The organism is Burkholderia singularis (assembly GCF_001718875.1).
Lineage (GTDB): Bacteria > Pseudomonadota > Gammaproteobacteria > Burkholderiales > Burkholderiaceae > Burkholderia > Burkholderia singularis.
Genome location: NZ_CP013449.1, coordinates 1,138,367 through 1,153,443 on the forward strand (window position 1 = coordinate 1,138,367; position 15,077 = coordinate 1,153,443).

Genomic DNA, 15,077 nt, shown 5'->3' on the forward strand with positions numbered 1-15,077 from the left:
AACACAGGCCGTTATCCCAAACAAGCCCAAGCAGCAGATGAGCAGTGAGTCGGCCCAGAGGTTTTGATCAGTCATTCGGTGCGCTCCGTCTTGCACGCTCGCATCCCAATTGAACAACCGTTAGGCTTGCCGATAATACAAATTCTGAGGATGCCTTGCTTCGGCGAAGAAGAACCACCGCTCCGCGACGAGCCCTGCGTATTGAATCGCAGACGCCGCGCACAACAGCACAAACGAACCATAGAACGAACGAATGCTGCCGCCGAGCGCCACTAGAAAAATCGGTACGACAAAGGCGGCAACAATGAATGTCCACATGATGCGCTCTAGCGCCTCAGGCGTCTTGCCGTGAAAGAATTCGTGCAAATTGAAGGCGCCCGCCGTAAAGCCGCGCGACTGCTGTTCGACCCGCGCGGCACGTATGCCAGTCGCGCTCTGCACCGTCGATTTCGGTTTGAGCCGCGCGTTGCGCACAAGCGATGCACTGCGCGATGCGAAACCGCCGAGCGTCAATGTGCAGGCTGCTACCGCAAGCGGCGTCATAAGCGTGGGCGCGAGCAACGCAGCGCAGGCGGTCGCGACGGTGAAGCCCGATGCGCAACCCAGCAGGGCGAAGTTCACCAGCGTAAGCGGCGTCGCCCACTCCTGCAGAAAACGCAGGCATGCGTAAATCATCGCCGTGCAGATGAACAACGTCGCGCTCGCCATGGCCGCAACCATGCCGATCGCCAGTGCATAAGGTGATGAAACGGCATGCGCTACGCCATAAGCGAATGTGCATGCGAGAAACAGCGGCAACGCCAGGCATTCGCGTGACAGCCACGATGTTCGCCACATCGCGATAGCGCGCCACGCGCGTTCGGGATGACCCAGATGGAAGAACGATGCAAAGAGCCCCAGTGCAGTGAGCAGACATGACAGCGCCGCACCGGCGACGTAGAACGCCGGCGGCACGGCGGCAGCATCGCCGAAACCGAGCCGCAACGCAGCTTGGCTTCCGACGAGCGCGATCAACAACCCCTGCCCCGCTCCGCTCAACGTCGTGAGAAACACCACGGAAAATGCTGGATTCATTGTCTTTTCCCCAGAGCGTCCGGATTCAGACCCGCGTCGCGATGGAAGCGAGATGAAGCGCGCCGCGCTCGAGCTGAGCCTCGACTGATGCAATTTCATCGTGCTCGGGAGACGTCTTGCACGAGCACGACTCGCCGCCGCACGACGACACCTTTTGGCGCGGCAAATAGTGATTCGCGGGCCGCGTACCCCATTCCGGCATCAACTGATAGCCGCCGCGTTCGCGGATCGCCTTCGACACGCTCGAATCAGGATCGTGTATATCGCCAAACAGTCGTGCCGAGGTGGGGCACGCCAGTACGCACGCGGGCTTACGATCCCGCTCCGGCAACGTCTCGTTGTGGATTCGGTCCGCGCACAGCGTGCACTTGGTCATTTCCTTGCGCGCTTCGTCGATTTCGCGCGCGCCGTAAGGGCAAGCCCACGAACAGTACTTGCAACCAATACACCGGTCATAGTCGACCAGCACCAGCCCGTCTTCCTTGCGCTTGTAGCTCGCGCCGGTCGGACATACCGGCACGCACGGCGGCTCCTCGCAATGCAGGCACGACTTCGGAAAATGAATGGTATCGGCGAGCGGAAACTCACCGGCTTCGAAAGTCTGCACGCGGTTGAAGAAGGTGCCGGACGGATCGGCGTCATATGGGCGGAAGTCCGCGAGACTGCCCGCCTCGCCTGACGTGTTCCATTCCTTGCAACTCGTCACGCAGGCGTGGCAACCCACGCAGACATTCAGATCGATTACGAGCGCCATCTGGGTCATGTCATGCTCCGTTCAATTGTGCCGTGTCGCTTTGCGCAGCCGCGCCGCGAATTCGCCGCGCCCCGCGAAATACGTCTGCACGATGCGATGAAGCAGGCCGCCTGAACCCGTGCCCACCACTCCGGGCATCGCCGCTGGCATTGGCGCGAATTGCGGCAGGGTATGGCTGGCGTGCGCCTCGGCAGGATAGACACGCACACGCACGTCATACCAAGCGGCCTGCCCCGTCACCGGATCGGAGTTAGAGGTGCGCGCATGTTGCGGGTCGGCAACGGGAATCTCATCCGTGATCAGGTGATTCAGCAGGAACCCTCGCTGCGATTCGTTGGCCTCCGGGCCGAGATTCCATGCGCCCGCTGCCTTGCCAATCGCATTCCATGTCCATACCGTGCCCGGCTCGACGGCCTCGCTATAGCGCGCAAGACACCGCACCTTGCCCCATTGCGATTCGACATAGATCCACCCGCCATCCTCGATACCTTGCGCGGCAGCCATGCGTGGATTCATATACAGATAGTTCTCGCCATGAATCTGCCGCAACCACGCGTTCTGCGAATCCCACGAGTGGTACATCGCCATAGGGCGCTGCGTGACAGCCGCCAGCGGAAAACGCGCGTGATCGGTCGTTCCGTGTTCGAGCGGCGGATGCCAGAACGGCAGCGGATCGAAATAGTGCGCCACGCGCGCACGCAAATGGTCGGGCGGCTGCCGCCCTTCGGTCTTGCCCTGCGCGGCGAGCCTGAATTTCTGCATCACGTCGGAATACAGCGCAATGACGATTGGCTCTGCGAATTTTCGAAAACCCTTCTCGACTGCGAATTGCAGGTATGGCCCGTTCGCATTGCGCATGTACTGCAACGGCTCGGGCAGCGTGTAGTGATAAACGCAGTTGTGCCGCGCATAGGCTTCCCATTGCCGTGGATTCGGCTCGCCGACCAGGGCGTCCTGGCCGTCCTTGCCGCGCCAGCCGATCAGGAACCCGACTCCGGAACCTGGCGCTGTCTGGTAATTGACGACGAAATCCGGATAGTCGCGATACTTGCGCTTGCCGTCCGGTGTCGTGAAGGCGGGAAGTTTCAGCCGGCTCGCCAGCTCGACGAGCACCTCCTGGAACGGTTTGCATTCGCCAGTCGGCGGCACGACAGGAACACGCACGGAATCGACCGGGCCATCGAATTCGGAGATCGGGCGGTCCAGCATCGACATTGCATCGTAACGTTCAAGGTAAGTCGTATCGGGCAGGATGAGATCGGCGAATGCCGTCATTTCCGACTGGAACGCATCGCATACGACGATGAATGGAATTTTGTATTCGCCGTTTTCGTTGCGATCCGCGAGCATCTTGCGGACCTCCACGGTGTTCATCGACGAATTCCATGCCATGTTGGCCATGAAGATCAGCAACGTATCGATGGGATAGGGATCGCCGCGCCACGCGTTGGTGATGACGCTGTGCATCAGGCCATGCACGGCAAGCGGATATTCCCATGAAAACGCCTTGTCGATGCGCACCGGGTCGCCGTTGTCATGAATGAACAGGTCTTCGGGGCCGGCCGGCCAGCCAAGCGGGCCATTGGCGAGCGGCGTATTCGGCTTGACGTCGCCGGGGCTGTTCGGCGGCTTGGCCGATGGCGGCACGGCACGCGGATAGGGCGACTTGTGCCGGAAGCCGCCCGGGCGGTCGATGGTGCCGAGCAGCGACATCAGCACGGCAAGCGCGCGGATCGTCTGAAAGCCGTTCGAATGTCCGGCCAGACCGCGCATTGCGTGGAATGCGATCGGCGCGCCCGTCACGGTGTCATGCGTTTGTCCCCAGGCATCGGTCCATTGAATCGGCAACGAGATCTTTTGGTCGCGCGCCACGTCGGCCATTTCCTGCGCGAGCCGGCGGATCGTATCGGGTGCGATGCCCGTGATGTCCGACGCCCATTGCGGCGTGCAACCCGCCACTTGTTCGCGCAGCAGCGAGAACGACGGCGCAACGGGCGTGCCGTTTGCCAGCGTATAACGCCCTTCAAGCGCAGGACGCACGCCCGGCGTGTGATGCAGGACTTCACGCCGGCTCACGGGATCCCACCACATATGGTTCTGCGGAAACAGGGCATTGCGTTCCTGCGCCCCTTCGTCCCGCACGAAAAGGCCATAGGTGCTGGAACCCTCGCGCATGTCGAGCAATTCGCCCGCATTCGTGTAGCGCTCCACGAACTCGCGGTCATACGCATCGTTTTCGATCAACTCATGCATCAGCGCCATGAACAGCGCGCCGTCGGTTCCCGGACGGATCGGCACCCATTCGTCCGCGATTGCCGCATAGCCCGTGCGGACCGGATTGATCGCGATGAAGCGGCCGCCCGCGCGCTTGAACTTCGAGATCGCAATTTTGAGCGGATTCGAGTGATGGTCTTCGGCGGTGCCGATCATGAAGAACAGCTTCGCACGATCGAGATCGGGGCCGCCGAACTCCCAGAACGAGCCGCCCATCGTATAGATCATGCCTGCAGCCATGTTCACCGAGCAGAAGCCGCCATGCGCGGCATAATTAGGGGTGCCGAACTGCTTGGCGAAAAGCCCCGTCAAAGCCTGCATCTGATCGCGGCCGGTAAAGAGCGCGAATTTTTTCGGGTCGGTTGCGCGCAGATGCGCAAGGCGCTTTTCTAGCACGTCGAACGCGACATCCCATGAAACTGGCTCGAACTGCGCCGTGCCACGCAACGCATCTGGCTTGCGCATCAAAGGCTGCGTTAGCCGCGCGGGCGAATACTGCTTCATGATGCCCGACGAGCCCTTCGCGCAGATCACTCCCTGATTGAGCGGATGGGCCGGATTGCCGTCGATATAACGCACCTCGCCATCGCGCAGATGCACACGAATCCCACATCGGCAGGCGCACATGTAGCAGGTCGTCGTCTTGACCTCCAATTCTTCGTTTTGCGTGCGTGCTTTGCGCTCCATCCCATCCTCCGTCGACACTCTCGTCAGCAGCGGCACAAGCTCGGCAAGCAACGGCACCGGTCACGATGCGCATGCTTGCCGGACTTCATCGGCCTCCATGCTAAGAGCGGCACGCGCAAAAGAAAAATCGCCATTTCGTATCGAAATCATCGCAGCAACCGATAGTTAAGCTATGCCGCCTTGCGGCGGCTCACGATACGGCTGCACGGCGAAAATCGCCGCCACCGCGTCGCAGTAAGCAGCAGACGGCATGATCGAATGTCGATTTCAACGGTAAGGCAGCGGGACGGCAGAGATCCGCGAAGCGCCAGGTCGATTTTGATCGGCCGACATTTCGTCGATAAACGCCCGTCGGTGCTGCGTTCGGCTAACGCCGAGCATGTCGCCGACCACATATGAACAAAGCCAACGCCAAGGTAGATGGCTATCGAGCGTAGCTGGATCTTGGCGCGAACGCGAGGTGCCGAGACCCGGTATCGCGCACTGCAACTTCTGCCAGCTGATGGTAGACAACCGTTAGCTATCCGATATAAGTATGCAGGCAGGATGCAGAATTTCCGTGTCGACCCGCTCGGGCTTCACATGGTTGATCGAAAAAATCGATCTGCGTAAAAACGATCTACGAACGCTCCACGCAAAGAAGATAAAGGATACAAAAGAATAGCGAACGGGTTTATCGCAGCCTTGCGGCTCTGAGCGGCGCACCGCAATCGGTGGGTATGTCGCGCGGCGCGCGCCAGATGCGTTTCGCTTGCGCCTCGCCTTTCGAGACGGGCTCCCGCGCCTCGATGGCCTCGGCTAACTGCGATTTGATATGCTCAATACCAAGCGGATTCACGCGCCTGAGCGCAGGCCGCCAAGCTCACCGTCTTGCCGTCCGGTGAACGGACCATCGGCCGGCTGCACCGCTCGCATCGGGCAGCCGGCATGGGGCCAGTCTCGATCGATCACATCATGCCGGGCAATCGGGCGCGCCGATCGATAACGGAATCGGCGTTTCACCGGCATCCGCCTCATCGCGTTACTAAACCGCACTAGCCGCGCTCGCTGCCTTGGCCTTCTTCGCCGCGCGATGATGGCCAATCGCGCACCCCGCTGCCGAACCAGCCACACTATGATGACCGGCAACGTGGCCAGCGACAGCGCCCACCGCCGCCCCCTTCAGACACCCTTCTGCTCGCGCCGAAGCGGAAACGGCGAACAATGCGACGCAAGTCGCTGTGATCGCGAGGAATTTCATTGCAAGTTCTCCTTGGAAAAACAGTAATCGGCGCGGCACGCTTCCATACGACAACGTACACGCCGTATTCTCAAAAACGCGTTTGGCAGAAAAGGACGCAAGTAGGACGTTGGCATCATGCTCGCGCCGTCTGCTCAAACGCATCCCATTTTCGTCCGATGCCGCGCCGCCCTATTTCTGGACGGCGTCCCGCGCCATTCGTCCGATCAGCGCCGCGACGCCCGCGCGCGCGGCCGTCATGACCAAACGCCGCGGCCCCAGCAGCACGCACCCGACGAGCGCCACCGCGATTGCAATGCCGGCGGATCCGCCGAGATTCGGCAGCGTCATGGCCCGATAGCCGGCGGCATTGCCGCCTGCGGAAATCGGCCTCGTCATGTCGATCACTCGGTTCGACGAAGATAATTCGGTGCGCGTCGCGGCCATGCGGGCAAGCAGCACCCTGCGTTGTGCTTCCGGCGAACCCTCTGCTGTTCGTCGTTTCATCACATACTCTCTTTAATGGTCTGAATGTCGCGCTGCAATTCCGCAGCCAGAACGGAAAACGTGCCGCGCTCATCGCGCATGCGCACCGCAACCCAGCACCCGATGGACACGAGCATCCAGAACGCGGCGACGCTCCACGCGATCTCGATCAAGTACGGCGTCGTCGCAGCACTGACAATCGCCGCCACGGACACGAACGCCAGCCCCAGCATGACACTCAAGCCGAGCAGCGCATACAGGATCAAATCGCGCAGGAAGTACTTCCGGGCGAGATCGAACTCGACTGCCGCCAGACCTGCATAATCGGTTAGACGCGAGGCCGAAAATTGTGCGACGTTTTGCCATTTTCTGAGTTTTGAAAGCACAACCATGACATGTTCCCGTGATGACTTCACCGCGCGCGGACCCGTTCCACTAAAGCGATTGCGATTAACGCTTCGACCACATTGCGCCGATGATGAAGCTCACCGCCGCAACAGCGGCCAGCGTCGCAAGCGGGTTGTTTGCCGCAACGTCGCGCACCTGCTCGAGCGCCTCGCCATAGGACTGTTGGACCTTGCCTGCCACCTCGCGCACCGTTCCCTCGACCTGCAGGTCGGTATTGCCCACGGCGTCACCCACCGCCGCTTGCGCCTTGCCCACCAGCTTCTGTACCGTACCTTCGGTTTTTTCGAACATAATTGACCTCGTCGTTAAATTTGCTTGTCTAATCATCGGGATAACGTTGGCTCACATCCGCGAAGCCATTCGACATCCCGGGAGCTAGTGTAGAAAAGCGGCCATTCGCGCACCATGTTCAAACGTACCGGAACAATTAGTGCATTTGAGGGATGGGAGGGTACGAGTTCAACCGCCGTGCATATCGGCAACCCAAGTATTTCAGCGTGAAGGGCGCCGATCAAACGGAATGGGAAAAGAAATAGCAGAATAATTCAGGATGACCAACGACAGCGCGATCGATGCGACGCAATTTGAATGCTGATATTCCCCCGGACGCTTCGCAAGGCATCCGGACGCCATCGTCGCATTCCCGTGGGTCATGGTGGCAACGCTGCGCACCATAATGTCGACTTCGGCTACCGTCGATCGTGGCCGGCAGTCGCCTTTTTCTCGTGGCTATTCATTACACGCGCAACCACTTCGATGAAGTGCTCAAGCGGCGGCGTCTCGTATCCGGCCTGTTTAGCCTCGTCGTCCCACCGCCGCAAACGTAAGGCTTCTTCGGCGAATGGCTTTCGCATGAATGCGATGGCCTCGTCCCTGGAAAATATCCCGCCTTGCAACCGCAGGCTGCGTACCGAATCCGCGGATAGTCGGCTCGCGTATTCGGCGTCGATCAAACATAAATAGCGTTTGGCATCCACATGAAGCCGGATCGGCTCGAGTACGGCGTCTGGTAGAACAGGCCGAAGAAAAGGCAGCACGCAATATTGGTGCACGTCGTCGACGTCATGATCGGCCGGGCCGTTGGCGCGATGGACTAGAAGATGGCCCAGGTCGTGCAAAAATGCCGTGCAGACGAGGTGATCGTGCGCGCCTTCGGCTTGCGCAAGCGTGCCGCATTGCAAGGCATGCTCAAGCTGAGTGACGGGCTCGCCGCTATAGGCCAGAGAACCGTGCAGTTGGAACAGGCTTCGAATATCTTCGAGATTTAATGCCATCGGTCCTCCTGAAAGCGGGCGGCGCGATCGCCCTGCCTCGGCCGCAGTTTAACGGACAGCGATGACAGTCGAATGACGTTATCTGGCCGTCTAGACTGGCCAAGATGGGTAGTCGGCAGGCCGCGACCGACATCGACTCATGCCCCGCCGATATTCGACGGCTCAATGCCCGACGCTGATGCACGGCGACGCATCACGCCGCCGCCCCGCGAAGCCGGGCCAAATGCACCGCTTCAAGCGGCTGATCGTCTAAGCAGCCTCGACGCGGCGGCGCTGCACGACGCCATCCGGCGCGCGAGCGTCGAGCGGCGTGATCACGAAGTCGAAAGCGATCTCGGCAAACGGAGCGCTCAGGCCGCGTGCCTGTAGCGACGCAGCGTCGCTGCGCTCGACGATGTCGGCAATCAGATCGTCGCGCGTCGCGAACGCGAAGTCGTCGTGCAAATACGCGTCGCCGGCGATGTTGATTTGCGTCGTCAATTGACGATGGCCGGGCGCGCTGACGAAGAAATGGATGTGCGCCGGGCGCTGACCGTGGCGGCCGATCTGATTGAGCAAATGCTGGGTCGGGCCGTCCGGCGGGCAGCCGTAGCCGGACGGCAGAATGCTGCGGAATTCGTAGCGGCCGTCGGCGCCCGTCCGAATTCTGCGGCGCAGGTTGTATCGGCTCTGCGATTTGTCGAAGAACGAATACATCCCTTTCGTATTCGCATGCCAGACGTCGACGATCGCGTTTCGAACCGGCTCGCCTGCCAGATTGCGCACGACGCCGTGCATGATCAGCGTGCGGCCCGCATCGGTGCCGTCGTCCAGGCGCGCGGCGCCGTCCGACAGCGGCGCGCCGCCGACATACAGCGGACCTTCGATCGTGCGCGACGTCCCGGTTTCGATGCCGGCGGCGGCGTCTTGCGCGTCCATCCGGACGTCGAGATAGTGCTCGAGGCCGAGACCGGCGGCGAGCAGCCCCGCCTCGCCCGCCGCGCCGAGATCGTTCAGGTACGCGATCCCCGCCCAGACTTCGTCGGGCGTGATGTCGAGGTCGTCGATCGCCTTAAACAGATCGGTCAACAAACGATGAACGATCTGCTTTGCGCGACGCGATCCCTGCTCCGATGTCAGTCCACTGGCGAGTTCGGCGAATGCGCGCATTTCTGGCGTGGTTGCGATCTTGATGCTCATCTGAGCAGTCTCCTCAATGGTGGGCGGCGCGACGGCCGCGCCTTTCGGTATCGGAAGCGGCGGAATCAGCGATCGTCGTCGAGCAGCGAAGACGGATGCCGACACAACGGCATCACGTCGATCTGCATGTACGGAAAAAGCGGCAGCGACATCAGATAGTCGTGCAGTTGCGCGGGACTTTCGACGTCGAAGATGCTCACGTTCGCGTATTGCCCGACGATGCGCCAGATATGGCGCCATGCACCGCTGCGCTGCAATTGCTGAAAGCGCGCCTTCTCGTCGGCCTTGAGCTTGGCGGCGACGTCGGCCGGCATGTCGTGCGGCAATTTCACGTCCATACGCACATGAAACAGCATGGGTTCGTCTCCTCGAATCAATGTCGAATGTCAATGGCGCGCGGCCGCGACCGTCACGCGCGGGCGATCGCGCCGCAGCGCGTCGACGCGCGCTTCGTCGAGCGCGATGCCCAGACCGGTGCCTGTCGGCAAATGCAGTTCGAACTCGTCGTAGCGCAACGGCTCAGTCAGGATTTCCTCGGTCAGCAGCAGCGGCCCGAACAGCTCGGTGCCCCATTGCAAGTGCGCAAAGGTCGAGAAAAGCTGCGCCGAGGCAATGGTGCCTACCGCGCCTTCGAGCATCGTGCCGCCATAAAGCTCGATACCCGCCGCATCGGCGATCGCGGCCACCTGCGCCGCGGCGAACAGCCCGCCCGATTGCTCGATCTTCACCGCGAACACATCGGCGGCTTCGAGGCGCGCGAGTTCGAGTGCCGTCTGCGGGCCTTGCAGCGATTCGTCGGCCATCACCGCAACCGGAAAGCGCCGGACGAGCCGCGCAAGCGCGCGCGGCGACGCGACTGGCTGCTCGACGAGATCGCATCCCGCGTGCGCGAGCGCCGCGAGCCCGCGCACCGCCTCGGTCTCGCTCCATGCCATGTTCACGTCGACCCGCACGCTCGCGCGCTCGCCAAGCGCGCGCTTGATTGCCGCGACGTGCGAAATGTCGTGCGCGAGCGGCCGGCCGCCGATTTTCAGCTTGAACACATTGTGACGGCGCAGGGCGAGCATCTGCTCGGCTTCGGCAATATCGCGCGCGGTGTCGCCGGACGCAAGCGTCCAGGCCACCGGCAGCGTATCGCGGCGGCGCCCGCCGAGCAGCTCCGATACCGGCAGGCCGGCGCGCCGGCCGAGCGCGTCCAGCAGCGCGGTCTCGACCGCGCACTTCGCGAAATGGTTGCCTTTGACGAACTGGCCAATCCGCGCCATCAGCGCCTGCACGCGCGTCGCATCCGCGCCGACCAGTTGCGGCGCGATGTAACGGTCGATCGTCAGCTTCATGCCTTCGGGGCTCTCCGCACCGTAGGCCATGCCGGCGATCGTCGTGCCCTCCCCAATGCCGACGATGCCGTCGGCGGTATGAATGCGCACGAGCATCAGCGTCTGGCTCTGCATCGTCGCCATCGACAGCCGATGCGCGCGGATCGTCGGAATGTCGAGCAGCAGGGTTTCCACGCGCTCGATGCGCGCTTCGGCGCGGCCGGAAGGAATGAGTGCGGTATTCATGGGCACGAGTCTAGAAATGCGCACGCGCCAAATCCAACACTATTTGCGTCTTATTAGATACCTTAAAGGTATGATACAAAGTAAATATTTGATTTTTTTCTGTTTTTTATCATCAAAATACCTTGATCGAAAGAAATACCGGAGGCTGACTCGATGGACATCAGACAACTGCGCTACTTCGTTGCCGTCGCGAACGAGCGCAACGTCACGCGCGCGGCCGAGTTGCTGCATATCGCACAGCCACCGCTGAGCCGGCAAATCCAGCAGCTCGAGGACGAGCTGGGCGTGCCGCTGCTGATCCGCACGAGCCGGCCACTGAAGCTCACCGAGGCCGGGCGGCTTTTTTACGAGCAGGCGCTGCAGATTCTCGGGCGCGTCGAGCAGGCGAAAAACATGACGCGCCGCGTCGGCAACGGCGAGCGTAGCGTGTTGTCGATCGGCTTCGTCGCGTCGACGCTTTACAGCGGACTGCCGACGCTTGTGCGGCGTCTGCGGCAGCATGATCCCGCGCTCGACGTGCAATTGATCGAGATGTATTCGATCCAGCAAACACAAGCGCTGAAAAGCGGGCGGATTGATCTCGGCTTCGGGCGATTGCGCATCACCGACCCGGGCGTCGAGCGGCTCGTGATACACGAGGAACGGCTGATGGCCGCGTATTCGCCCGATCACCGGTTCGCGCACGACACCGCGCCGCTGCCGGTCGACATGCTTGGCGGCCAGCGCGTGATCATTTACCCGAAAGAGCCTCGGCCGAGTTACGCAGACCAGGTGCTGTCGCTGCTGCACGATCATGGCGTGCATCCGCCCGAAATCACCGAGGTTCGCGAACTGCAAACCGCGCTCGGGCTCGTGGCCGCGGACGCCGGAATCTGCATCGTGCCTTCGTCCGCGCGCTTCATTCGCCCGGACGTGCTGTACCGGCCGCTCGCCGACGAATTCGCGACGTCGCCGATCGTGCTCAGCCACCGGCGGCACGACCGGTCCGAGTATGTCGAATTCGTCAAGGCATTGACGCTGGAGATGTACCGCGAGCATCCGGGCTGAGCCGAGCGGCCCGGAACGCGGCGGATTCGAGAATAGCGAGAAAAGCCGTCGACGTGCCGGCTCGGCTCCCCGGCAGACCGGCCAGCCAGCCGGCCAAGCCGCGCCGATTGTTTCAAGCGGAATTCGGCAATCCCGATGAATCGCCCTCCGCAGCGAACGACGCCAATCGCCGCTTGTTTAAAACATTCGAAACGGTGACGTCAAACTCGACGAAATAGGCGGAATCTTCGGTTCCGACGACATACCGGCGTCTGTATCCGACGGTATATTCGGATAACGAATGAACGACAAAATGGCGGTTTGGATATAAAGTCCGTCAGGCACCCCGGCGTGCTTCGAACCTGAATTCGAACGCATCGGTCGACAACGCTTGCGCCGTCGCAGTGCAGGCGTTGCCGCACGGCCATACCGCGGGTTGCTAAATAAATTCAATATAGAAACAGGGAGACATGCAATGCGGGATGAAAAAAGGGGATGGCCTCCCCTGCTCGGCGTGGCAGCGACGCTGCTGTCGCTCGCGCACTGTCCGGCGGCCGGCGCGGCGGCGGACCCGTCGAATCCGGCCGTGGCTTACCCGGCGAGCACCGCGTTGGCAGCAGTGTCCGCGCAGTGCGGCGACCGGCGTGCGACGCGCTTCGTCGCCAATAATCTCGAATTCCGCTTTACCGGCGACGCGGGTTTTCATATCCGCCACGTGAATGCGTGGCTGAACGCAAACGATCCGTCTCGCCCCATCGTGATGGATGATCCCGAATCGTTCCGGGTCGATGTGTCGAACGGCGAAATATCGATGACCGGCGCCAATCTCGCCGCGCTGCTGAATCGCGAATTGTCGGACGCGCACGCGCCGATTCGCAACACGCAAATCAAGGTCGTCAACAACGGACTGCAAATTGTCGGCGAACTGCTGCGCGGCAAAAGCTGGCTGCCGATGACGCTCACCGGACGCCTGATGCTGGACGACGCGGCAACGCTCGGCTTCGAAGCCGACAATATCCTGATCGACGGCGTCGAGGTCGCGCCCAGCCTGCATGTCGCGCGGCTGACCATCCAGAGCATCGTGCCGTTGCACACCCGCTCGATCTCGTTGCGGGACAACCGCATCGTGATCCGGGTGATGTCGATCCTGCCGCCGCCGCAATTCCGCTTCTCGATTCAGGCAATCAACCAGACCGGCGAGCGCATCGTCATGACGCTGGGCCCCAGCCCGGGTTCGAGTTCAGCTTCGAGCGCGGCGGCAAGCGCGACGGCCGGCGTCAACGCCGCCCCCCGCGCCAACACGAAAACCGGCGCCGATGCGTGTGGCGAGCCGCCGCTTGCATCGGCCGCCAACGGGCTGATCAGCGATCCGGCCCGCAGCTATCTGCTGCTGTCGGGCGGCGACATTCGCGTCGCGCGCGTACTCGCCCGGGACACCACGCTCGCGTTTTCCAGCGCCGATGCGTCCGAAACGCTGACGTTCAGCCTTTACGATTACCGCACCCTGCTGCAGCGCTGCAATGTCCGCTTGGGAATAGACGGTAGCGTTTCGATCATCAAGCGGCCCGATGCCGATAAACAAGCCAGGAGGCTCCAATGAAGCCGCTCCGAGCATGGCGCTGGGCGATGGCGGCCGTCATTTGCAGCGCCGCCGCGTTGCCGGTCTTGGGCGCGGACACCACCCCGGCTGCACGCCCGCAATGCGAGCGCTTGACGTCGGCCGCGCAGCCGCCGGTCCCGCCGGACGCGCCGGGGGACGATACGGCCATCGCGCAAGCCGTCATCGATCCGGTGTCCGGCTACGCCAAGCTGCGCAAAAAAAGCGCCGCCGCCGATGCCGGCCGGCCGTCGACCGGCTATGCCGCATGGCGCAAGTTCTGGCAGGCCGACATCACGCCGCTGCCCGCCGGCGCGCGGCCGCCTTGCCCGCCTGCTGCGACCGACCGCCGCTCGGGCTATCCCCGCGTCGGCATCCAGATCCGAAACAGCGACATCTATCTGAATCAGGATCTCGGTTTTCACGTGTTGCAGCTGGATGGCTGGCTCGAACCCAAGCGCGCCGACATGCCGGTCGATTTCGACGCGCCCGACACTTACGACCTGCGCATCGAAAGCGGCGAAATCATGGTGCCGTTCGAGGTGCTCGCGACGCTGTTCAACCGCTACATCCTGACTTACCCGGGCGCGCGGTTCACCGACGTCAAAACGAGCTACTACACGGCCAAGCAACTGATGATCACCGGCCGCGCGAACCCGTGGGGCCTGCTGCCGCATCCCAGCGTGCCCGTGACGATGATCGCCGACATCGCGACCATCGACGACCGGCCGGTGCTGCGGCTGACACCCCAGCAAACTCAGGCGTTCGGCCTGCCGCTCACGACGATGATGCACCTGACGGGCATCGGGCTGGCGTCGGTCGTGCCGATCACCGCGGCGGGCGTGGACTTCAAGGGCAATACGCTCGATATCGACTATCAGGCGCTGTTCCCGCCGCCGAAGATCGTCGGCAACGCAAGCGCCGCGTGGGTCGGCGCGCGCGGGCTGTATCTGCGCTTCGGCAAACAGGGCGAAACGGCCATGACTTTCGCGCCGCCCGGCACGTTGCCGCAGTCGTACATCTGGCTGCAATCGGGCGACGTCAAGTTTTTCAACCTCACCTTGCTCAACGCGCGAGCGTTGATCCGGCCGACGCCGTTGACGCGCACGTTCAGATTCGCGCTCAACGACTACCGGCAGCGGCTCGCGTCAGGCGACGCGACCATCGCGCCGGACGGTACGCTCGAAATCGCGCTTCCGCCGAATTGACGCGGTGGCGGGCGCCGCAGGGTTCCCCGTCGGCCGATCCGGCGCGGCGCGGCGCCCGTTGGCGTCCGGCGTCGCGCCGGCCTCGGCAGCCCGCTTCGCGTCCGGCCGCTCGGCGCGCGGCGCGCTCGTCGATTCTGTGCGCGACGCCGCCAATCGCCCGGCTCGTCCGACACCTCGCCGATCAGGCTGGCCGGGCGCCTGCCGCTGCTGCGTCGGCGTCATCCGCAATCTTCCCGCTTGCGCTTTATCGTTACATCATGCAATGTAACGTTTAATAGAGGCGCAGCCGTCTACCCGCGTGCCGTCTGCGCTCGGAATACGATACGGAG

14 protein-coding genes are annotated in these 15,077 nt (G+C 62.4%); 3 read left to right on the plus strand and 11 right to left on the minus strand.

What is annotated here, in order from left to right; all coding sequences use genetic code 11:
- Positions 1-120 precede the first annotated feature (120 nt).
- The 11 genes from AQ611_RS20565 to AQ611_RS20610 all read right to left on the minus strand — a co-directional run bounded on the left by AQ611_RS20565 (position 121) and on the right by AQ611_RS20610 (position 10,917).
- Entirely contained in the window at positions 121-1,074 is a 954-nt protein-coding gene (locus AQ611_RS20565) for a dimethyl sulfoxide reductase anchor subunit family protein (protein ID WP_069235872.1), read from the minus strand.
- A 25-nt stretch (positions 1,075-1,099) separates the two neighbouring features.
- Complete coding sequence (locus AQ611_RS20570) at positions 1,100-1,837, minus strand: 4Fe-4S dicluster domain-containing protein (RefSeq protein ID WP_069235873.1); 738 nt, start codon at positions 1,835-1,837, stop codon at positions 1,100-1,102.
- 12 nt (positions 1,838-1,849) lie between these two features.
- Positions 1,850-4,789 carry a molybdopterin oxidoreductase family protein gene (locus AQ611_RS20575; protein ID WP_069236432.1) on the minus strand — a complete coding sequence of 980 codons (2,940 nt, stop codon included), beginning with the start codon at positions 4,787-4,789 and terminating at the stop codon, positions 1,850-1,852.
- Between the two features lie 1,024 nt (positions 4,790-5,813).
- Positions 5,814-6,029, minus strand: a complete 216-nt coding sequence (locus tag AQ611_RS26485; RefSeq protein ID WP_083237482.1) for a hypothetical protein — start codon at positions 6,027-6,029, stop codon at positions 5,814-5,816.
- Positions 6,030-6,200: 171 nt separating this feature from the next.
- Positions 6,201-6,470 carry a hypothetical protein gene (locus AQ611_RS20580; protein ID WP_231936030.1) on the minus strand — a complete coding sequence of 90 codons (270 nt, stop codon included), beginning with the start codon at positions 6,468-6,470 and terminating at the stop codon, positions 6,201-6,203.
- Between the two features lie 44 nt (positions 6,471-6,514).
- A complete protein-coding gene (locus AQ611_RS20585) occupies positions 6,515-6,886 on the minus strand; it encodes a hypothetical protein (RefSeq protein ID WP_059519761.1) in 372 nt (123 codons plus the stop codon).
- A gap of 58 nt (positions 6,887-6,944) precedes the next feature.
- Positions 6,945-7,193 carry a CsbD family protein gene (locus AQ611_RS20590; RefSeq protein WP_059519762.1) on the minus strand — a complete coding sequence of 83 codons (249 nt, stop codon included), beginning with the start codon at positions 7,191-7,193 and terminating at the stop codon, positions 6,945-6,947.
- Between the two features lie 398 nt (positions 7,194-7,591).
- Entirely contained in the window at positions 7,592-8,176 is a 585-nt protein-coding gene (locus AQ611_RS20595) for a phosphonate degradation HD-domain oxygenase (RefSeq protein ID WP_069235875.1), read from the minus strand.
- A 249-nt stretch (positions 8,177-8,425) separates the two neighbouring features.
- Complete coding sequence (gene catA, locus AQ611_RS20600) at positions 8,426-9,355, minus strand: catechol 1,2-dioxygenase (RefSeq protein ID WP_069235876.1); 930 nt, start codon at positions 9,353-9,355, stop codon at positions 8,426-8,428.
- A 65-nt stretch (positions 9,356-9,420) separates the two neighbouring features.
- A complete protein-coding gene (catC, locus tag AQ611_RS20605) occupies positions 9,421-9,711 on the minus strand; it encodes a muconolactone Delta-isomerase (RefSeq protein ID WP_059519765.1) in 291 nt (96 codons plus the stop codon).
- A 30-nt stretch (positions 9,712-9,741) separates the two neighbouring features.
- Positions 9,742-10,917 (minus strand): muconate/chloromuconate family cycloisomerase, encoded by a 1,176-nt coding sequence (locus tag AQ611_RS20610; RefSeq protein ID WP_069235877.1) that lies wholly within the window; start codon positions 10,915-10,917, stop codon positions 9,742-9,744.
- Between the two features lie 153 nt (positions 10,918-11,070).
- On the opposite strand from AQ611_RS20610, the gene AQ611_RS20615 reads away from it, so the two are divergent.
- The 3 genes from AQ611_RS20615 to AQ611_RS20625 all read left to right on the plus strand — a co-directional run bounded on the left by AQ611_RS20615 (position 11,071) and on the right by AQ611_RS20625 (position 14,748).
- On the plus strand, positions 11,071-11,964 hold the full coding sequence (locus tag AQ611_RS20615; protein ID WP_059519767.1) for a LysR substrate-binding domain-containing protein: 894 nt from the start codon (positions 11,071-11,073) through the stop codon (positions 11,962-11,964).
- Between the two features lie 454 nt (positions 11,965-12,418).
- Positions 12,419-13,543 (plus strand): hypothetical protein, encoded by a 1,125-nt coding sequence (locus tag AQ611_RS20620; RefSeq protein ID WP_069235878.1) that lies wholly within the window; start codon positions 12,419-12,421, stop codon positions 13,541-13,543.
- A complete protein-coding gene (locus tag AQ611_RS20625) occupies positions 13,540-14,748 on the plus strand; it encodes a hypothetical protein (RefSeq protein WP_069235879.1) in 1,209 nt (402 codons plus the stop codon). The genes AQ611_RS20620 and AQ611_RS20625 overlap by 4 nt, the downstream gene beginning before the upstream one ends.
- Positions 14,749-15,077: the final 329 nt, after the last annotated feature.

What these genes read in the sequence shown, in the direction of transcription:
- AQ611_RS20575 (WP_069236432.1), bottom strand. Translation starts at nt 4,789, where the DNA reads ATGGAGCGCAAAGCACGCACGCAAAACGAAGAATTGGAGGTCAAGACG.
- AQ611_RS20610 (WP_069235877.1), bottom strand. Translation starts at nt 10,917, where the DNA reads ATGAATACCGCACTCATTCCTTCCGGCCGCGCCGAAGCGCGCATCGAG.
- AQ611_RS20565 (WP_069235872.1), bottom strand. Translation starts at nt 1,074, where the DNA reads ATGAATCCAGCATTTTCCGTGGTGTTTCTCACGACGTTGAGCGGAGCG.
- AQ611_RS20615 (WP_059519767.1), top strand. Translation starts at nt 11,071, where the DNA reads ATGGACATCAGACAACTGCGCTACTTCGTTGCCGTCGCGAACGAGCGC.
- AQ611_RS26485 (WP_083237482.1), bottom strand. Translation starts at nt 6,029, where the DNA reads ATGAAATTCCTCGCGATCACAGCGACTTGCGTCGCATTGTTCGCCGTT.
- catA (WP_069235876.1), bottom strand. Translation starts at nt 9,355, where the DNA reads ATGAGCATCAAGATCGCAACCACGCCAGAAATGCGCGCATTCGCCGAA.
- catC (WP_059519765.1), bottom strand. Translation starts at nt 9,711, where the DNA reads ATGCTGTTTCATGTGCGTATGGACGTGAAATTGCCGCACGACATGCCG.
- AQ611_RS20585 (WP_059519761.1), bottom strand. Translation starts at nt 6,886, where the DNA reads ATGGTTGTGCTTTCAAAACTCAGAAAATGGCAAAACGTCGCACAATTT.
- AQ611_RS20620 (WP_069235878.1), top strand. Translation starts at nt 12,419, where the DNA reads ATGCGGGATGAAAAAAGGGGATGGCCTCCCCTGCTCGGCGTGGCAGCG.
- AQ611_RS20570 (WP_069235873.1), bottom strand. Translation starts at nt 1,837, where the DNA reads ATGACCCAGATGGCGCTCGTAATCGATCTGAATGTCTGCGTGGGTTGC.
- AQ611_RS20625 (WP_069235879.1), top strand. Translation starts at nt 13,540, where the DNA reads ATGAAGCCGCTCCGAGCATGGCGCTGGGCGATGGCGGCCGTCATTTGC.
- AQ611_RS20595 (WP_069235875.1), bottom strand. Translation starts at nt 8,176, where the DNA reads ATGGCATTAAATCTCGAAGATATTCGAAGCCTGTTCCAACTGCACGGT.
- AQ611_RS20590 (WP_059519762.1), bottom strand. Translation starts at nt 7,193, where the DNA reads ATGTTCGAAAAAACCGAAGGTACGGTACAGAAGCTGGTGGGCAAGGCG.